At 39.7% G+C, this 18,979-nt stretch carries 9 protein-coding genes and 1 pseudogene; 5 read left to right on the top strand and 5 right to left on the bottom strand.

Annotation, left to right across the window (positions count from 1 at the left end; genetic code table 11):
• Nucleotides 1-14: 14 nt before the first annotated feature.
• The 5 genes from DXA15_RS02330 to DXA15_RS02345 all read right to left on the bottom strand — a co-directional run bounded on the left by DXA15_RS02330 (nucleotide 15) and on the right by DXA15_RS02345 (nucleotide 8,988).
• Nucleotides 15-3,035 (bottom strand): TonB-dependent receptor, encoded by a 3,021-nt coding sequence (locus DXA15_RS02330; protein ID WP_199676192.1) that lies wholly within the window; start codon nucleotides 3,033-3,035, stop codon nucleotides 15-17.
• A 17-nt stretch (nucleotides 3,036-3,052) separates the two neighbouring features.
• The gene (locus tag DXA15_RS25425) at nucleotides 3,053-3,388 is read right to left on the bottom strand and encodes an STN domain-containing protein (protein WP_233566693.1); all 336 of its coding nucleotides are present in this window, start codon (nucleotides 3,386-3,388) and stop codon (nucleotides 3,053-3,055) included.
• A gap of 328 nt (nucleotides 3,389-3,716) precedes the next feature.
• A complete protein-coding gene (locus DXA15_RS02335) occupies nucleotides 3,717-4,751 on the bottom strand; it encodes a FecR domain-containing protein (protein ID WP_128132989.1) in 1,035 nt (344 codons plus the stop codon).
• Between the two features lie 63 nt (nucleotides 4,752-4,814).
• Entirely contained in the window at nucleotides 4,815-5,393 is a 579-nt protein-coding gene (locus DXA15_RS02340; RefSeq protein ID WP_128132990.1) for an RNA polymerase sigma-70 factor, read from the bottom strand.
• A 478-nt stretch (nucleotides 5,394-5,871) separates the two neighbouring features.
• The gene (locus DXA15_RS02345) at nucleotides 5,872-8,988 is read right to left on the bottom strand and encodes a DUF6383 domain-containing protein (RefSeq protein WP_128132991.1); all 3,117 of its coding nucleotides are present in this window, start codon (nucleotides 8,986-8,988) and stop codon (nucleotides 5,872-5,874) included.
• A gap of 661 nt (nucleotides 8,989-9,649) precedes the next feature.
• Between DXA15_RS02345 and DXA15_RS02350 the strand changes: the two genes are divergently transcribed.
• The 5 genes and pseudogenes from DXA15_RS02350 (at nucleotide 9,650) to DXA15_RS02370 (ending at nucleotide 18,968) form a co-directional block, all read left to right on the top strand.
• A complete protein-coding gene (locus DXA15_RS02350; RefSeq protein WP_128132992.1) occupies nucleotides 9,650-10,291 on the top strand; it encodes an HU family DNA-binding protein in 642 nt (213 codons plus the stop codon).
• 1 nt (nucleotide 10,292) lies between these two features.
• Entirely contained in the window at nucleotides 10,293-11,279 is a 987-nt protein-coding gene (locus DXA15_RS02355) for a GSCFA domain-containing protein (protein WP_128133001.1), read from the top strand.
• A 3-nt stretch (nucleotides 11,280-11,282) separates the two neighbouring features.
• Nucleotides 11,283-13,748 (top strand): bifunctional UDP-N-acetylmuramoyl-tripeptide:D-alanyl-D-alanine ligase/alanine racemase, encoded by a 2,466-nt coding sequence (locus DXA15_RS02360; RefSeq protein ID WP_128132993.1) that lies wholly within the window; start codon nucleotides 11,283-11,285, stop codon nucleotides 13,746-13,748.
• A gap of 1,294 nt (nucleotides 13,749-15,042) precedes the next feature.
• A pseudogene (locus tag DXA15_RS02365) lies at nucleotides 15,043-18,341 on the top strand (SusC/RagA family TonB-linked outer membrane protein).
• A 12-nt stretch (nucleotides 18,342-18,353) separates the two neighbouring features.
• Entirely contained in the window at nucleotides 18,354-18,968 is a 615-nt protein-coding gene (locus tag DXA15_RS02370) for a RagB/SusD family nutrient uptake outer membrane protein (RefSeq protein WP_128132994.1), read from the top strand.
• Nucleotides 18,969-18,979 lie beyond the last annotated feature (11 nt).

Consider the following 18,979-nt stretch of genomic DNA (forward strand, 5'->3'; position numbering starts at 1 on the left):
ATTTCACTGTTTTTTTATAAAGTTACACCTAAACCGAAATTGAATGAAACAGGAACTAAACTTCCGTATTCAGGATCATTATATTGCCATTCTTTTGTCCAGCAAGCAACATTGCGGACACTTCCCGATACACGCAAACCTCCGATATGGAATTTAGACAAGTACTTTTTAGGAACATTATATTCCAAAGCAATACTTTCTAAACGGATAAACGATTTATCAATAATGCGCTCTCCTCCACTGGCCACATTCGAGGCCCCCAGACGTGCATAATTATTGGTCGGATTGTCAGGAGTCCAATATTTCAGTCGATAAACATTCTGACGTTCAGCCTGATACCCACTATTTATAAATTCTTCAGAACCTTTATGCCCCCATTTGGAATAAATGTTTACGGACACATTGAAATTCTTCCAAAAAGTGAAATCATTTCTGAACGACCAGCGGAAACGCGGAGAGGTAGAACCCTGAAATACTTTATCTTCGTTTGAATATCTTCTATTTTCAACATCATATACATCCTTAAATTTAGGATCTCCCGGTACTTGTTTATACTTTGCGGCTTCCTCTTCCTCGCCGACCTGCCAGATTCCTTCGTATTGATAATTCCATATTTCATTAATATCCTTACCAATAAACCATTTATTTTTCTGGTCATCCACTTCTTTACGTCCTATCACATTGCCATTTTCATCCACCACATCTTCAAAAGTATAATATAGATGAACAATCTTATTTCTGTTCAAAGAAAGATTGATGCTAGAACTCCATTCGAAGTTTTCGTTTTGAATGTTCAGCGTATTCAAAGTCAACTCAAAACCTTTATTTTGAACTTCACCTAAATTGGTCGTAATATTGGAGAAGCCGGTAATACTCGGCAAACTCTGGCTCATTACCAAGTCCGTTGTAGGCATTTGATAGTACTCTAAACTACCTGTGATACGATCATTCAGGAAACCAAAATCCAGACCAAAGTTCCAGGAGGTCGTTCTTTCCCAACGCAAATTCGGATTTGCCATACGGCTGACATACAACATAGAGATTTCTTCTAAAGAACCGTTTGAACCAATATAAGCATAAGGACCCGATCCGGTTGTCAAGTTAGAAAGTGCATCATATATTCCGACACCACGATTACCGTTCGAACCCCAAGAAGCTCTTAATTTGCCACGACTCATCGGCTCCCAGGTAAAGAAATCTTCTTCCGTGAATGTCCAGGCCAAAGCTGCCGACCAAAAGGTTGCTCTGGGATTTGATGTACCGAATGCAGAATATCCGTCACGACGGACAGATAACGTTGTCATATACTTATCATCATAGGCATAGAATAAACGTGCCAACAACGCATCACCCGTACTGTGAGTATCGTCAGTAGAGAAAGAACTTTTCAATTTATCGGCACTATTTACATAATGTAAACCCAATGCATCGGTAGGAGTAAAATCCCGGGCATTTATTTTATCGGTCCAACGTCTATGTTCTTCCGCTTCCTGCGCTAATGTTACATTCACTTTATGTTTTTCTACGAATGTATAATCCCAGTTAATTGTATTATTCACCAGCCATTCAAATCGCGACGTCTGTTCTCTGTCTACCGCGCCGTTATGTTTACTCTTCCACTCAGGGTGTTGTGAAGATTCATGGTAGCGATTATGATACCATTGGAAACGCGGAGTGAAATTCAATGTATAATTAATATTGAACGGCAGTTTGACTTTTGCAGTTAAAATAGTATTTAACGTTGTATAGCCTCGTTCCAAATCTTTATACTGTTTGTCAAAACGATAGTTATAACCCATATTCAACGGATTCTCACCCATCGGATGCCATGCTAAACTTCCATCATCTTCATACGGAGTAGAATATGGCGAGTTTTTCTGTAAAACATCTCCGGGAGCCACCGCCAAATTACCATCGGTACGATCCTGAAAATTCACATTAGCACCTAATGTCAGGAAATTACTTACAGTTGCATCCAATTTCAAATTAGAACGAATGCTCTTATAATCATCTCCGATAACCTGACCTTTTGAATCCAGATAGCCCATTGAAAAATAATAATTCATTTTCTCACCGCGACCGGAAATACTGGCATTATAATCCTGCTTAAAACCTGTACGATATGCTTCATCGTACCAATCATAGGTCTTACCTGCAAAATAGTTTTCTTTTTCCTTATCGAATAATCCTAAACGGCTTAACCATATTTCATCATCTGTGCCCTTGTCGACCGACATCGCTCTCCACTCATCAAGCGTCAATCCATATTTTGCCAAATTTTCAGAAGTAGGTTGTCTATACTTTCCGGGATTAACAAAACCTGTCTGGCTATCAAACCAATCAGAACGGAAGTCCAAATATCCGTCAGCATCATATACTTTACGCTGTCTGCCCATGGCAGTCACCCCCCAGTTAGCATCGAAACGAACACTCGGTTTATCTGATTTCCCTTTCTTTGTAGTAATAATGATAACACCATTTGCAGACTTAGCACCAAAAACGGCTGCGGAAGAAGCGTCTTTCAAAACATCTACCTGTTCAATATCCTGAGGATTAATTTCTGATAGTTCACCAAAGAATATAACATTATCAACCACAATCAAAGGATCATTATTTGCAGATAACGAACGCTGGCCACGAACCTGCAAGGAACCTCCGCCTTTTGCAGAAGAACTGACTCCGACATTCAGTCCGGGAACCCCAGTACGCAAAATATCCTGCACCGTAGTAATACCTTCTTTGAGCAATTTGTCGGGACGAACCTGGGAAACCGCTCCCGTAAGGTCTTTCTTACGCATCGTACCGTAACCTACTACTACAACCTCATCCAGTGTTTGAGTATCTTCCTTCAATTCGATAACAATATTTGTATTGTTTCCGACCCTAATTTCCTGAGAAACATAACCGATATAAGAAACAACAATAGTGGAAGAAGGAGAGATATTAATCGAGAACTTACCGTTCAAATCGGTAACCGTACCATTCGTTGTCCCTTTTTCAACAACATTCACTCCGATTATCGGCTCTCCATTCATATCGACCACATTACCTGTTATAGCCTCGATTGAGTTACCTGCATAAATATACCTTTCTTATTCAGTACTATGTGCTTATCGCTTATGGTATAAGAGATATCGGCATTTTCAAACAGGCCGTCCAGAACTTCTGCAATAGGCTTTCCTACTGTAGATACAGTCACTTTATGGTTTACATCCACAATATTTTTATTGTAGAGGAAATGATATCCAGTCTGTTTTTCAATACTATTTATCACATCTTCTATTGTGGCATTTTCCATGTGTAAATTTAAGATGGCGTTTTGAGAATATGTATTCGTTGCCATAGCCAATGTTACACTCGTAAAAAGAAATAAAACGAACAATCTCATAACACGAAAAATTTTTATGACAAAACTTTGCCTTTCGATTTTTTTATCCGAAATGGAATTCATACTTTTGTTTGTTTAGTTAGAAAAATAAGGTTGACTAAAAACTTTTTTAATGACTGAACTACCAAAAGGAAAGGTGTGCGAGACCTTTCCTTTTTTTGTTTAATCACATATTAATCATATATATCACAACATCTTTATGTCATAGGCAATTAGATTTTAGGGTGAACAACTCGTTTTATATCCTCTCATCATATAAAAGACGTTTCAGCTATTTTTTCCCACATAAGGATAATGTTTTTTTTCAAAAAAATAAAAGGTGAATGAATCACCTTTTATCTCTATAAACTTCTATCGTTTGTTTTTCATAAGTATTATTCTTATCCTTCACTCTTTTATTTTGTTTAAAAGATAAAGGGGCACTTAATCGTAATAATCGTAAAATCTCGTCCAGCGACTCATATTCGAAAGTAGCCCGGTAAGGAGCATCCGCCAAAGTCGAATCTTTCAGTTCTATATTCACATTGAAGGTCAGCCCCAGACGCTTAAAGACGTATGAAAGAGGATCATCCCTGAATATCATCAATCCATCCTTCCAGGCACACCATTTATAAGGATCTGTCTTTATTATCTGGCAACGATTTGTCAGACTGTTAAAAGAGGCACGTTCTCCCGGTACCATCGCAACAGGCGAAGAGTTCCCGAAAGCAACGTCAATCTTTCCGTTTACCATTGTGACAGAAGTGATAGAATCCTTATTGTAGGCTTCTATATTAAAAGCCGTTCCAGTAGCTTTAAGGATTACTTGACCGGTTTTTACAATAAAAGGATTTTCCTTGTCCGACTGTACTTCAAAATAACCTTCGCCATTCAAATACACATCCCGTTCTCCTTTTCGGAAAACCAAAGGATATTTCAACGAACTTCCGCCATTCAACCAAACATTGGTTCCATCAGGTAAACGGACTTCAGAGAAAGTTCCATGAGGCGACTTTACCTCCTGATATTCTATTGTATCATACAAACCGCTGTCTTTATCCAGATACAAATAAGTGCAGAATATCAATAAAGGTATAATGAGAATCGCTGCCGCACGTTGCCAATAAACTACCAATCTGCGAACCATATTCCTCTTTGTAGCTGCGATATTTGCAAGAATATTTTTCCTGGCTTCAAATACGTTAATCTCAGAAGGGTTAAAAGCGGGATTCATTACTTGCCAAATGTTACGCATTTCCTGAAAACAACGTTCATTATCAGAAGATTGACTCACCCAATCTTCCAGTTCACGACGCTCTTCATTTGTCGCTTTTCCTGAAAGATAAGCGGTTATAATAGATTGTATTTGATCTTTATCTGTCATTATTTCTTTTTTATAGTATTAAGACGTCCCGAAAACTTTTTTCCACATCGTTTGTAACTTTTTTTAGGGAATACCGATTGAAAGTAAAAGGATAAAAAAATCTTTCAATTGTTTCCTCAACAGTTCTAATGTCTTACTCACACGAACCTCTACTGTTCGTTCCGATACATTCAATTTCTCTGCAATCTCCCTGTATTTCAAACCTTCAAAACGATTCAACTCAAATGCTTCTCGATATAAGTCAGGGATTTGTTGCAATGCATTATGAAGATGATCATGTAAATCGGAATACAATATATAATTTTCTGTATCATAGCAATCCAGTACACTATCCTTATAATTTTCCTCATACTGACGCACAACTTCCAAATGTCGGAATTCATCCAGGCAACTGTTTCGAACAGATCTTAACAGGAAAGATTTTAATGAGGTTTCTATCTGAATGTTCTTTCTTTCGTTCCATAACTTCAAAAAGATGGATTGGACGATATCTTCACAGACTTGTTCATTTTTTATAAAGTTCCCGCCAAACAGCACTAAATCAACATAATATGACTGAAAGATTAATGAGAAAGCTTCTTCATTATCCTGCTTAATTGCGGACAACAAATATTGCTCTTGCGACGAATCTAGTTTACTCATTATAAATCACTTATCAGACGTTTTTTACTTAAATTAACTGACTAAATTAATCGGTCGTTTTTTTTAGTCACGCAGCTAAGGTAAAGACATTTTTTTAGTTCTCATTAATGATTAACACAAAAAGTACTGTAAATAGGTGATTTAGCCCCTACTTCTAAAGTTTTTTTATCGCAATATTTCACTTATCCCTTCATCCGATTTCATGACTAATTAAAACGACCGTTTTTTCTAGTCATTCGATAATATTCAACCAAACACAACCAACAAAGCCCCTACGACACAAGATCGCAGAGGCTGTTTTTTTTCTGTATTCCTTCCTCACGGGAGAAATTACAGTAAGAACTTTATTTTATTACTTAATATTAATAACCACTTGTTCGCCTGTCACAGGGTAATTGATGGATAGTCTAGGCGTTGCATGCACGCCTAGACTCCAACTCGTGGAAATTTTAGAATTTATTTTTGATTATAAATTATCTTATTTTACGATTGCCTTAACAGCAGCTTCGCCTTCAACAGCTACTACAACTACACCTGCAGGAACAGAGATTGTAGCTTCGCTAGAAGTGATTACTGTGTTAGCAATTGTCTGACCAAGAACATTGCTGATAGCAACAGTCTTACCTTCAGCACCCTTAATGATAACGGCACCGTTAGTTGCAACTACTGATACTTCAGAAGCGCTGATGCTTTCATTGTCTGTTGCCATATCGTCAGCAGCACCCTTTTCGATGTTGAAGATCAAAGCAGCATCACCACCAGTCTTAGCATCATCGAAAGAAGCATCCATAGCAGACAATACCAAGCAGTTATTCTGGTTCTTGATCCATGCTGCATTCTTCGGAGCTATAGGAGCTACAGCATTTGATTCGATCAAGAATGCGCGATCTTCTTCTACTTCGTTAGCAGCCTTAGTCGGGTCGATATAACGGAATGACCAAGTGTAGTTGTGATGTTTGTCTTCCTTAACAGTAGCTTTCATGTTAATAGAAGAGATCTTCTTAGCTTCAAGAGCTTTCTTAACATCATCCATATTCAGATCTTTTGTTGCAATATTTGCAAATGTGTTACCCAAGATATAGATTACGCTATCCTGTTCTACTGCATCTACGAAACCTACACGAACATATTTACCGAATTTGTAAAGTTGTTTTTCCGTAACAACTTCTGCATCTGTAGAGTCAGCGAAGCTAACCAACAGTTTGTAACGGTTGAAGCCTTCTACAGCCGGAGTTGCGTGGATACAATCTTCTGGTCCGCATTCTTCGCCAGCAGCATTCATGTGCTTGTGGTTAGTTGCATCACAAGGAATGTTTTCAGAACCTTCGTTTACAGTTTCGCTTACATAGATTAAGTATTGCGGTTTGATATTATACTGTGCAGATTTACCAATGTTGTACGGACGTACATTGAATGACAGACCAGCTTCAGCAATATTAGCAGCACCGATACCTAAGTAGCTCATACCTTCACGCTTGAAGTTTACGTTAGTTTCGTCCATCAAGTAGTCGTTTACGTATGCTTCTTTGAACTTCAAGAGCTTAGTTGCATCTTCATTACCTTCTACAGCGCCATCCAATTTAACATTGTTGAAACGACGATACAGAGGTTGGTCAGTTAAACCGATAGAGAAAGCAGATGTTCTAACTTCATCAATAACCTGTTGTTGCAACAGGGCAGTTAAGCTCTGGTCAGCAACACCGGCTTTAAATTTAAATGATTTATCTGTTTCTTCCAGATTTGCAGCATCAATAAATGCATAATAGCAAGTAGCATCCAATTGATTGTTTTCTTTGAAGAAGAATTTGCTTGCAGCAGTTTTATCTGTGATCACAAAGTTATTTTCTTCACCTAAAGCAATAACAGCATTCTTAGTGTGGATTGTATAAGACTCTCTCTTCAACTGAGCCAAACCATTAATTCTCTTTTTAACGTCTGCTGTTACTTTATAACCATAATCAGCTGCTACGTTACCATTAACCGGTTTGATTTCGAAATAAGTCGGAGTATCCTGCAATACATTCAATTTGTTGCTACCAGCCACCTGAGCAATGTATTTTTCCATTGTATAAGGGTTGAAGTAGTTGAATGCATAGTTAGTAATCATCAACTCATCCTTAGTCAGATATTTGTAACCAAGATGTTCATCTCCTAAGATATTTGCATCTGTAATTTTTGTAATAACTAAAGAGTCAGCTGCAAGATCTGCACAGAAATATTTAGAAGAACCGGTAGCCTGAGTAAACTGATAAGTTCCATTCAAGCTTGCATATTCACGGTTTACAACTTCCACCGGAGAAGTAGCAGCGAAGTATTCTGAAGTCTTAGTTTTCAGAACAACCCACTGGTAAGCCGGCATGTGGTCAACATTCTGTTCGTCAGCGTCAACGCTCACCCATTCTTCTTTTGCGCCATCGATATGGATCGGAGATGCGTAATATTTATTAGTTTTAGCATTGCGGATGAAATATACACCGTCTTCCAAAGATACTCTGTCTGTATCGCTTTCTTTACAAGAAGTGAAACCTAATACGATATCAGTTTCTTTCTTTTCACCGATTGTTACAACACGAATTTGATCTTCTTTTACCAAATCCTGAACTGTTACATAGTTCTTGTCATCAGCATTAGCAGTGATAGTAGTCGGTGTTGCTGCCTTCCAACCATCAGCAGTCGGAGCTTCAATGATAGTCTTCACCTGAATAACCAAAGAGTCATTTGTCGGGAAATAAGTGAATAAGAATTGACCATGCTCTTTCAAAGAGCTAGCTTTCAATGCATCCAGATCATTCATATAATTAAATGCAAGGAACATAGAACCAGTTGTGTTGATGAAAGCAGTATCAACAAACAAAGCTTTAGCGTCTTCTTTTCTTGTAATATAAACAAATTCGTCTTCTGCATCAGCAGCTAAGAAAAATTCCTGGCTGAACGGATTTTTCAAACTTGTTTTGTTTGCATCCGGAGTAAATGTCAGCTTAACGCCAGCATCTTCTTTCTGAATACCCAGTTTAGTGTTGATCTGCTTTGCATTCAAAGTAACAGCATCAGCTTTAACCAAAGAGAAAGTAGTAGTAAAAGTTGTAGCTGCATTACTTGCTAAGTCTTTCTTTAAAACTACAGTACCATTATCAACAACGAATCCTACTACAGAGTCTGTTGTAAAATAAGAATACAGAGGCTTTTCATTTACCAGAGTTTCATAAGTAGGAGAAAATGCCCAACCACTGACCTCACCACCAACTTCAGGAGCAACAGTTGTTGCTGTAGCACCAGCAGCAAATTCTTCCATTGTAATAGACAGCAATGCTTCAGCGCCTTTGTTTACAAAATCAAAATAAGGAGCTTTTCCCTTATTTTCTTCTGTAACAGTGACACACCACAAAGTACTTGCCACATTGTCAGCTTCAATAGCATCAACAACACTTAACTTTCCGTCTTCATTAATCGACAAGAACTGACCGCCGTCTGTTTTCAGTTGATACAAACCACTATTGGTTCCTTCAACTAAAGAAGTAACGTTGTCTGCTGCAAAAACAGATGTTGCACCTAACAATGCTACACCTGCCAAAAGAGTAGAAAACTTTTTGTTCATAATTTAAAATTTAATATTAATACTAAAGTGTAATAAGTTCAATTCACAATTGAAACGCCCCGCTTTCTTGATAAATGGCGAGTTTAATCGTTCCTTTTTTCTCGTCAACAAAAGTAAGAATTAGTTTCATACCAACCATTCTTTTTAAGATATTTTTTATCTGTCTATATGCTTTCTTATCAATTGAATAGCAAACAAAGTACAAAATAGGGGCTTTCACAAACGAAAGGAAATGCCCTCCCCAAAAATGGCGAGATTAAAGGAACGATTTTTCTCGTCACACCATTTTTCCACTCATCTCACTACTCATCAACTATTTATATATCATTTTTCGCATATTTTGCACCGAATAATATAATGTACGCCCGTACATCTATATATATAACTATATAGCTTTTCTTTCAGCACTTTACAATACTTCACAAATCATCCAACGGAACTAAGAAAAAAGCCCTGGATAATTAATTCTTTATATCAGGAGATTTATTACCTTTGGTACGGACTTTTAAATATGCAAGGAATACATTACAGAAAAGTAAAGTACTCCTTACATATTTGTATTCCTAACCTTACATTTATGAAAAGAAATTGTTTCATAAATAAGATTAGGGAGAAAAATCCTTAATAGTCATGACGTTAAACCTTAAATATCAGGAGGAATATGAGTATTGAATACGACTTATTTGCCAATCCCCCCAAAAATGGGGAAGAGAAGCCGACGTTACATGCCAGAGCTATCAATATCCAGACCGTCAATACCAACGAACTGGCGCGGATGATCGAGAGCATGAGCACTTTCACGACGGCCGATATCAAAGGGGCAATCAAGGCAATCAGCGAACGGTTGTACTTCTGCCTCAGTAATAGCCAGAGCGTACATCTGGAAGGGATCGGTACGTTTTCGGTGACGCTGAGATGCAAGCAGCAGGTGGAAAACAAAAAAGATATACGCTCGGCATCCATTGAGTTTAAGAACGTGGAGTTCCGTGCTGATCCGGAGTTGAAGAAACGTTTCCGGGGCGTTCGTATCGAACGGCGGGAAGGGACCAGCGAGAAAAAAAACTACAATGCCGATATCCGGCAGAAACGTATCCTGTGGTATATAAAAAACTATGGGACAATCAACCTGACGGTTGCTGCCAGCCTAAACCAATGCACGCGGCAAAAGACTAAAAAAGATCTGGAACAGCTGCTTGAAGACAATCAGATACAAAAGAGCTGGTGCGGAAAACGGGCTTTCTACACCAGGCGTTCGCCCCAGCAACCAACAGCCGGCCCGTTACCTAACGACCCAACGGAATAATATGGAACTATACACCGCTATCAAAATCCCCAAGCCCCCTTTCCGGTTTTCCTGGCAGAAACGCATCTTACTGCTCGGTTCCTGTTTTGCGGAAAATATCGGGGCGAAGCTGGCTGAGAACAAGTTCAATGTCGATATTAATCCGTTCGGAACACTGTATAATCCGGCATCCATCGCTGCCGCATTGCGAATGCTGCTGCATCCGGAGCGGTTTACAGCAAATAATTTATTCCGGCACGAAGGCGTATATCATAGTTTTACGCACCACAGCCGTTTCTCTTCCACCTCGGAAACAGAGTGCCTGGAAAATATTAACGACAGGTTGTTTGCCTCGGCACAAGAAATCAGGAGGACCGGATATATGGTGATTACACTGGGGACTGCCTATGTCTACCGGCTGAAAAGCTCCGGCCAGGTGGTGGCAAACTGCCATAAGCTACCGGAGAAAATGTTTGACCGCTCGATGCTATCCGTGGCGGAGATTGTGTCGGAATGGAAGGAATTATTGCTCTCTCTATGGAAGCAATGCCCGGACCTGAAGATACTTTTCACCGTCAGTCCGATACGCCATTGGAAGGACGGGGCACATGGCAATCAACTCAGTAAGGCCACTTTGCTACTGGCAGCCGATACGCTCCAGACGGCCTATTCGGAACGGATCGCTTACTTCCCCGCCTACGAAATCATGATGGACGAGCTGCGCGATTACCGCTTCTATGCAACCGACATGCTGCATCCTTCGGAGCTCGCTGTTGATTATATTTGGCAACGTTTTACAGAAAATTTCTTATCCGATGAAACGAAAGGCTTTCTTAAAGAATGGGCAGAGATCCAAAAGGCTATTAATCACCGCCCGTTCCAGCCCGAAAGTGAAGCCTATAAACGCTTCATCTCGCAAACTTTGTTAAAGATGAAACGAATTAACGAGAAATTTCCTTCCTTTGATAGTACAAAAGAGATGGAAATAATAAAGTCTAAACTAATGTAAAGAATGGAATACTCAATAAAAGAAATCGTCAGAATTATCGGTGCGCAGGCAAACAACTTGCAGGATAGTACCATCAGCATTTTGCTGACTGACAGTCGCCGGCTTTCTTTTCCGGAACAAAGTCTCTTCTTTGCCCTTAAGACAAAGACCAACGACGGACACAGATATATAAAGGAACTCTACAAACTGCGCGTCCGCAATTTTGTAGTGAGCGAAATGCTTCCGGAGTTCGAATCGCTCGGAGAAGCAAACTTCCTGGTGGTAAAAGATACGTTGAAAGCCCTTCAGAAACTGGCTACCCATCACCGGAAACAGTTCAATATCCCGGTGATCGGCATTACAGGCAGTAACGGAAAAACGATTGTAAAGGAGTTCCTTTATCAACTATTGCACAAGGAATTCAATATTGTCCGCTCGCCGCGCAGTTACAATTCACAGTTGGGCGTGCCGCTATCTGTCTGGCAGATAAGCGACAAGAATACGCTGGGAATCTTTGAAGCCGGCATTTCCCAACCGGATGAAATGGAAAACCTGCGCCCGATCATTTCACCGACTATCGGTGTTATTACCAATATCGGAGAAGCACATCAGGAAAATTTCATTTCCACCACGCAGAAATGCCTGGAGAAACTGACGTTGTTCAATGAATGCGAAGCCATTATATATGATGGGGATGATGCGTTTATATCCAACTGTATCGAATCGGCCTGCCTTTCACATAAGGCGATTGCCTGGAGCCGGACAGATTCCGAAGCGCCGCTTTACATCGAGAAGATCGAAAAGAAAGAGGCGGAAACAGTCATCCTTTGCACACTGCTCGGGCTAACTCAGAAATATGTCATTCCTTTCACCGACGATGCTTCCATCGAAAATGTGATCCATTGTCTGGCAGTAATGCTTTATTTAAAGCCGACCAGCGTAAATGATGCAAACAAATTTGCCAGGTTGGAGCCTGTCGCCATGCGTCTCGACGTAAAACAAGGCATCAACAATTGCATGCTGATCAACGACACATACAACTCTGATATCAACTCGCTGGATATCGCCCTCGACTTCCAACAGAGCCGTCATGTGGACAAGAACCTGAAATGTACGTTGATCCTCTCCGATATCCTGCAATCAGGCACCTTGCCCAAGTCGCTTTACAAAAAGGTTGCCGACCTGGTTCGCCGTAAAAACATCGACCGGATTATCGGTATCGGACGGGACCTGAAAGAATACGGCAGTGCATTCGATATCGAAAAGGAATTTTACCTCAGCACGGATGAGTTCCTCAAATCACCGACATTCAAGAAGTTCAAAGACGAACTGATCCTGATAAAAGGCTCACGCCACTTCCACTTCGAACGTATCTCCGAGTTGCTGGAAAAGAAAGTGCATGAAACGATCCTCGAAGTAAACCTGGACGCGGTTGTGCATAACTTCAACTATTACCGTTCGAAGCTGAAACCGGAAACCAAGATGGTTTGTATGGTAAAAGCGTTCGGATACGGGGCAGGTTCATACGAACTGGCTAAAACGTTACAGGAACATCGTTGCGATTACCTGGCTGTTGCCGTTGCCGATGAAGGGGCGGAACTCCGTAAAGAGGGCATCTCAATCCCTATTATCGTAATGAATCCGGAGTTCAGCAGTTTCAATGTCTTGTTTGAAAACAATCTGGAGCCGGAGATATATAGCTTCCGCCTGCTGGATGCCATGATAAAGGAAACGGAACGCCGGGGAATCACCTCCTACCCGATCCATATCAAGATAGACACAGGAATGCACCGTCTGGGATTCCAACCGGATGACGTCCCCGCGATCTGTGAACGACTGAAAGAACAAAGTGGCGTAACGGCACGTTCTGTATTCTCCCATCTGGTGGGAAGCGACTCATCCATCTTCGATGATTTCACAAAGAAACAACTGGATACATTTACCCTGGCGGCTGCCGAACTGGAAAACGGCCTGGAGTATAAAGTCATCAAACATATCCTGAACTCTGCCGGCATCGAACGTTTCATGGACTATCAAATGGATATGGTCCGTCTGGGAATCGGACTATACGGTGTAAGTGCTTCCGGCATAAAAGGCCTGCGCAATGTCAGTACCCTGCGTACCACCATCCTTCAGATACAACATGTCCCGGCTGGCGACTCCATCGGTTACAGCCGCCGTACTTATGTGGACCGTGATTCACGTATCGCCATTATCCCGATCGGTTATGCCGACGGCCTGGACCGTCATTTCAGTAACCGGGGAGGCGAAGTCTCCATCAGTGGAAAACGCTGTCCGATCGTCGGAAATATCTGTATGGATGCCTGCATGATCGACGTGACCGACACAGACGCCCAGGAAGGCGACCCGGTCATCGTCTTCGGCGAAGAACTTCCGGTAAGCGAACTGTCCGACAAACTGAAAACTATACCTTACGAGATACTTACTTCAATTTCTCCACGGGTAAAAAGAGTTTATTACAGGGAATAACTGTACATTATCAAATAATAAAATCCCGGATATAAGATTGGTTATACCCGGGATTTTATTTTTTATTCTTCTCCCAAAAACAATTCTGACATATTATCAATAACAATTTTCAACCAGAAGCCAATTAGTTCTTTAAACAACTAATTAGACGTAGTTCACACAAGACTCTGGTCGATCATTACAAGCCCTCTCCTTTATCAAGAATAAAAAAGGCTGTATTCCGCCATTAGGACATCCCGTCAGAGCGCTGATACAAAGCAAATTACACGAAATTGAATAATATTCTACTCTCCTATTCATAAGTCTCATTTTACAAAAAAAATCAGATTGTTGTATTACTTAAGTAGGAATCAGGTACTAACTGGAACTTTTCTTCATTTTTACTTTGCCCCGTCAATATCATATTTAATATTTAAATACAATGCAAATATAAATAAATATTTTTAATAATAAATACTTTAAATGAAAATATATTTCATATTTACCTTTAAAAGGCTTTCTTGAAGAATACTCCAAAGACAAAAAATAGTATATCATATGCAGACACATCTCCTCAGATATCACACACTCCTACACAAACTACTTGAAATACAAAGCGTATATAAACAATCGCCTAAAATATCCACAAAATCAACTTTAAGGTTCGCACTATACCAGAGTCTTGTGTGAACTATGTTAATTTAATATTTAATATTATTTGTTTCAATACTCAAATAACAAAACAAATAATATCTCTGACACACAAACTATACACACTAAAAGAATTAAGTATTTATCAACACAATCGGAGGAATAACAGAACAAATACCTCCTTCAAAATATATAATATTTTATACAATAATACCCAAAACACATTGCCCTTAACGTTCAGAATAATTACCTATAAGTTACCGGAAATATCATTTATACTATCATATATAATATTTTATACAATAATACCCAAAACACATTGCCCTTAACGTTCAGAATAATTACCTATAAGTTACCGGAAATATCATTTATACTATCAGCCAAGAAGTTTTTAGGATTTGAAAACAAATATCCAAACCGATTAGGTTTTAAGAAATTTATTTTTACCCAACAAAAGGGAATAAAGAATACACATAAAAATCATATTGTCTCACTAAAAATCTATGCCTATGGATATTAGAAAAATCATAGAACATCATTCCTAGCAAAACAAATTAAATGAATTGTTCACACAGCGATAAATTATGCTGGCTTAATCCATTGATATTATCAATCAAAGAAAAAGATAAAAAACTTTTTACTATAAACTAAATATAAAAATATTATGAAAAGAAATGCATGGATTCTTTTGCTTATTACCCTACTACCTGTTATGGCATGGGGACAAAACAAAATAAGCGTCAAAGGAATTGTTTATGACAACTATAACATGACCATACCGGGGGCATCTGTCGTCGAGAAAGGGACACAGAACGGAACTGTCACAGATATGGACGGTAATTTTACGATACAAGTAAATGCCGGTTCCAAAATAGAGGTCTCTTTCATCGGATATAAAACGATGGAAGTAACTGCTACCGACAAACAAATACTAAAAGTAACTTTAGCGGAAGATTCACAACAACTGGAAGAAGTGGTCGTTACCGGTTACGGAGGAACACAGGTTCGCTCTAAAGTAACCTCGGCAATATCTAAAGTAAATGAAAAAGACCTGGTCATTGGCATAAAGGCTAACCCGGCAGCAGCATTAGCAGGAACTGTTTCCGGACTGGTTGTACAACAAAACTCAGGAAAACCAGGAAGTGTACCTACTGTTGTTCTACGTGGAGGAGCTTCGTTAAACGGAAGTGGAAGCCCTCTATATGTTATTGATGGTATTGTACGTACAATCAGTGACTTCAATCCGGAAGACATAGAATCGATGGAAGTTTTAAAAGACGCTGCTGCAACCTCCATTTATGGTGCCCGTGCTAATAATGGTGTAATCCTCATCACAACTAAAAGAGGTAAAAAAGGGAAGGCGGAAGTTTCTTTTAAAGCGAAAGAAGGATTGAGTTATATGGGATATTTACCTGAATTCCTGAATGCAGGAGATTACCTTCACTGGCAGCGTATGGGCATTAAAAATGCGGCCTCTTCGGGAAACTCCACTACCGAAAGCTGGATGTCTTTATTAAAACAAGCCAACGGTTACGGTACCGGCAACTTAATCTATGACCCGAACACAGGAGTTGTTCTGGACGGAAACAAGGATGCCAGAGCCATCTATAGCACGATGATCTTAAATGATCAAAACCGTTACAAATTAAATCAAGGGTGGCGAACGATGACAGATCCGGTATACGGTGATGAATTACTGTACACCGAAACAAATTTTCGTGACGAAGCTTTCCGTAAAGTAGCACTGACACAAGACTATAATATTTCAATCACCGGTGGAAACGACAAGGCTTCTTATTATTTAGGACTGGGATATTATAATGAAAAAGGATTTCCTATCAACACCTGGTACAAACGACTTAACGCTACATTAAATGCTGATTACAAAGTGACTGATTGGTTTACTTCATACTCCGGCTTTTCTTTTGCAGATGCACGTTGGCGTGATCCGGTCAATATGAACCAAAGCATTGCTGAATATTTCGGTCGCATGTTGAGTGTACCGCCTACAATGCGTGGATATAATGAAGATGGAGAATTGTTAATGGGGGTACACTCTAAAGATGGTAATCCCAATTTTAACGCCGGCAAATTCACCCGAAAAAATAATACAGACAAAATGTCTTTCTCACAAACATTCAAATTCGATATTACTAAACATATTTATTTAAAACTGGTCGGTAACTGGTATTATAACGAAGGTTTTTATGAATCGATGGATAGGGATTACATGGAAAGACCGGGAACAATCAATACAACCCGATCCACCAGTGCCAAATTCGAAAGAGAATTGACTCAAACCTATAATGTACTTGCCGGTTGGCAACAGAGTTTTCAGAAGCATAATTTCGATGCTTTAGTAGGCTATGAATTTTATGACTGGAGAAAAAAAGGATTCTCTGCATCCGGCCAGCAAGCTCCGACAGATGATTTCATGGACCTGGGATATACCAGTTCGGAAGCGAATAAAAGAGGTGTTGACTCCTGCATGAACGCCAACGTATTATGTCAGCTTTCGGTAAAATCAACTACGATTATGATGGCAAATACCTGCTCTCTTTTACATTCAGAGAAGACGGCTATTCAAAACTGTTGGATAACCGATGGGGATTTTTCCCCGGAGTATCATTGGGTTGGAATATTCTAAAAGAAGACTTTATGGAAAATAGCCGAAATGTACTTTCTTTCTTGAAAGTGCGTGCAGGTTACGGCCAAAACGGAAATGTAAACCCGGATTATATCGGTAGTTATACATTACAAGGTTCTTATGGAACAAGTAGTAAATATAACGGGACTTTAGGTTTTGGAATGGGTAATTTGCCAACACCGGGAATCCGCTGGGAAAAGTCCGCAACATTTGATGCAGCTGTCGATGCCAGCTTTATGGAGAATAAATACAATCTAAGTGTAGGATTCTTCAATCGCATAACTTCCGACCTGTACGCCAATGTAGATCTTCCCGGATCATCAGGCTACAATACAATTCTGACAAACAACGGTTCCGTCCGCAACAATGGTTTGGAAATAGATGCAAGTGTAAAGATTATCAACACAAAAGACTGGAAATGGGATATTGGTGGCAATATCACTTTCATCAAAAGTATTGTTACAAAATTACCGGACAATGGCAACCTGAACAACCGTCAGGGAGGTCAGCAGGTTTACAGCGGCAAAAAGCTGGAAGACGGCACTTACGAAAAGATCTGGATCGGTGGAACCCAGGAAGGCCAACGTGTCGGTCAAATGGTAGGCTATATAGCTGAAGGCATTTACCAAAGTGAAGATGAAATCAACCGGTCAGGTATAAAACAAGATATTACGACCTATTATGGAGATGCCTACAGCCCGGAAGAATATGCCAAACTATCTCCTGAGGATCAAGCAAAAAATTACAAACTCGCCCCTGGGGATATCAAATGGAAAGATATAAACGGAGATGGCATTATCGACCAGTATGACCAAGCGTCTCTTGGCAACCAGGTCCCTAAATGGACAGGTGGTATCAACACTACTGTTGCATGGAAAGGGTTAACTCTTTACGCTAAATTAGATTTTGCTTTAGGGCATACGATCTACGATAATATCCGCCCCGGATTCTTGTCGAATAACCAGGGAGAATTTAATACACTGGAAGATGTAAAAGATACGTGGACACCAGAAAACACTGGCGCCAAATATCCACGATACGATCGTGCTGACGGTCTTATAAAAAACAACTACAGGGGTAGCACTCTCTTTGCTCATAAAGGCAATTATTTATGTTTTCGTGATATTACGCTTAGCTATGCCCTTCCACAGAGTCTGATAAGTAAAGTGAACGTACAAGGACTTACCTTTTCTGTCACGGGACAAAATCTGGGCTATCTGAAATCCAATGTATATACTCCGGAAGGACGCGGATTCGCAAACTCCGGTTATCCGTTACCTATTTCAATTGTATTTGGTGCACAATTAACTTTCTAAAAATGAAGAATTATGAAAAATATTATTAACTATCTCACTATATGTATAATGCTGATACTTGCATCATGTGACTCACTGGATATCGCTCCGGAAGATTACTATGCGGAAGGCAATTTCTGGAAAAACGAATCACAGGTTAACGGATTCATGTCCGGTATGCATACAAGTTTAAGGAATAAAGCCAACACATTCTTTCTAATGGGAGAACAAAGAGGCGGCCTCTTTATTGAAAACGGTACTTTTGGAACAGGCATGGATAATGTGAATATGATTATTCACAATTTAAAGGAAAGTTCTCCCGGATTTTCCAACTGGGACGGTTTCTATGGCAATTTGGTTAATGTAAATATGTTTATCTACAAAGTGGAAAGCGGATTACCATTCTTATCCAAAGAGAAAACAGATTTTTATTTAGGACAAGCTCATGGAATCCGGGCATATTACTATTTCTATATGCTCCGAACCTGGGGGGGAGTTCCTCTGGTTACTGAACCGAAAGTTGCAACAGGTGCAACTAGTCCGAATGAATTATACACAGCCAGAAGTACAGAAGCTGAAATTTTAGATTTCTTGAAAAAAGAAATCAATCTATCCGAAGTTATTTCAAGGATGATAATTTCACATTAACATCCAAACGC

It is taken from the genome of Parabacteroides sp. AM58-2XD, assembly GCF_003463685.1.
In the GTDB taxonomy this organism is placed as follows: domain Bacteria; phylum Bacteroidota; class Bacteroidia; order Bacteroidales; family Tannerellaceae; genus Parabacteroides; species Parabacteroides segnis.

Bases quoted from the DNA above. Each gene is read 5' to 3' on its own strand.
- DXA15_RS02355 (WP_128133001.1), top strand. From the start codon at position 10,293: ATGGAACTATACACCGCTATCAAAATCCCCAAGCCCCCTTTCCGGTTT.
- DXA15_RS02335 (WP_128132989.1), bottom strand. From the start codon at position 4,751: ATGACAGATAAAGATCAAATACAATCTATTATAACCGCTTATCTTTCA.
- DXA15_RS02330 (WP_199676192.1), bottom strand. From the start codon at position 3,035: ATGAATGGAGAGCCGATAATCGGAGTGAATGTTGTTGAAAAAGGGACA.
- DXA15_RS02350 (WP_128132992.1), top strand. From the start codon at position 9,650: ATGAGTATTGAATACGACTTATTTGCCAATCCCCCCAAAAATGGGGAA.
- DXA15_RS25425 (WP_233566693.1), bottom strand. From the start codon at position 3,388: ATGAGATTGTTCGTTTTATTTCTTTTTACGAGTGTAACATTGGCTATG.
- DXA15_RS02340 (WP_128132990.1), bottom strand. From the start codon at position 5,393: ATGAGTAAACTAGATTCGTCGCAAGAGCAATATTTGTTGTCCGCAATT.
- DXA15_RS02370 (WP_128132994.1), top strand. From the start codon at position 18,354: ATGAAAAATATTATTAACTATCTCACTATATGTATAATGCTGATACTT.
- DXA15_RS02345 (WP_128132991.1), bottom strand. From the start codon at position 8,988: ATGAACAAAAAGTTTTCTACTCTTTTGGCAGGTGTAGCATTGTTAGGT.
- DXA15_RS02360 (WP_128132993.1), top strand. From the start codon at position 11,283: ATGGAATACTCAATAAAAGAAATCGTCAGAATTATCGGTGCGCAGGCA.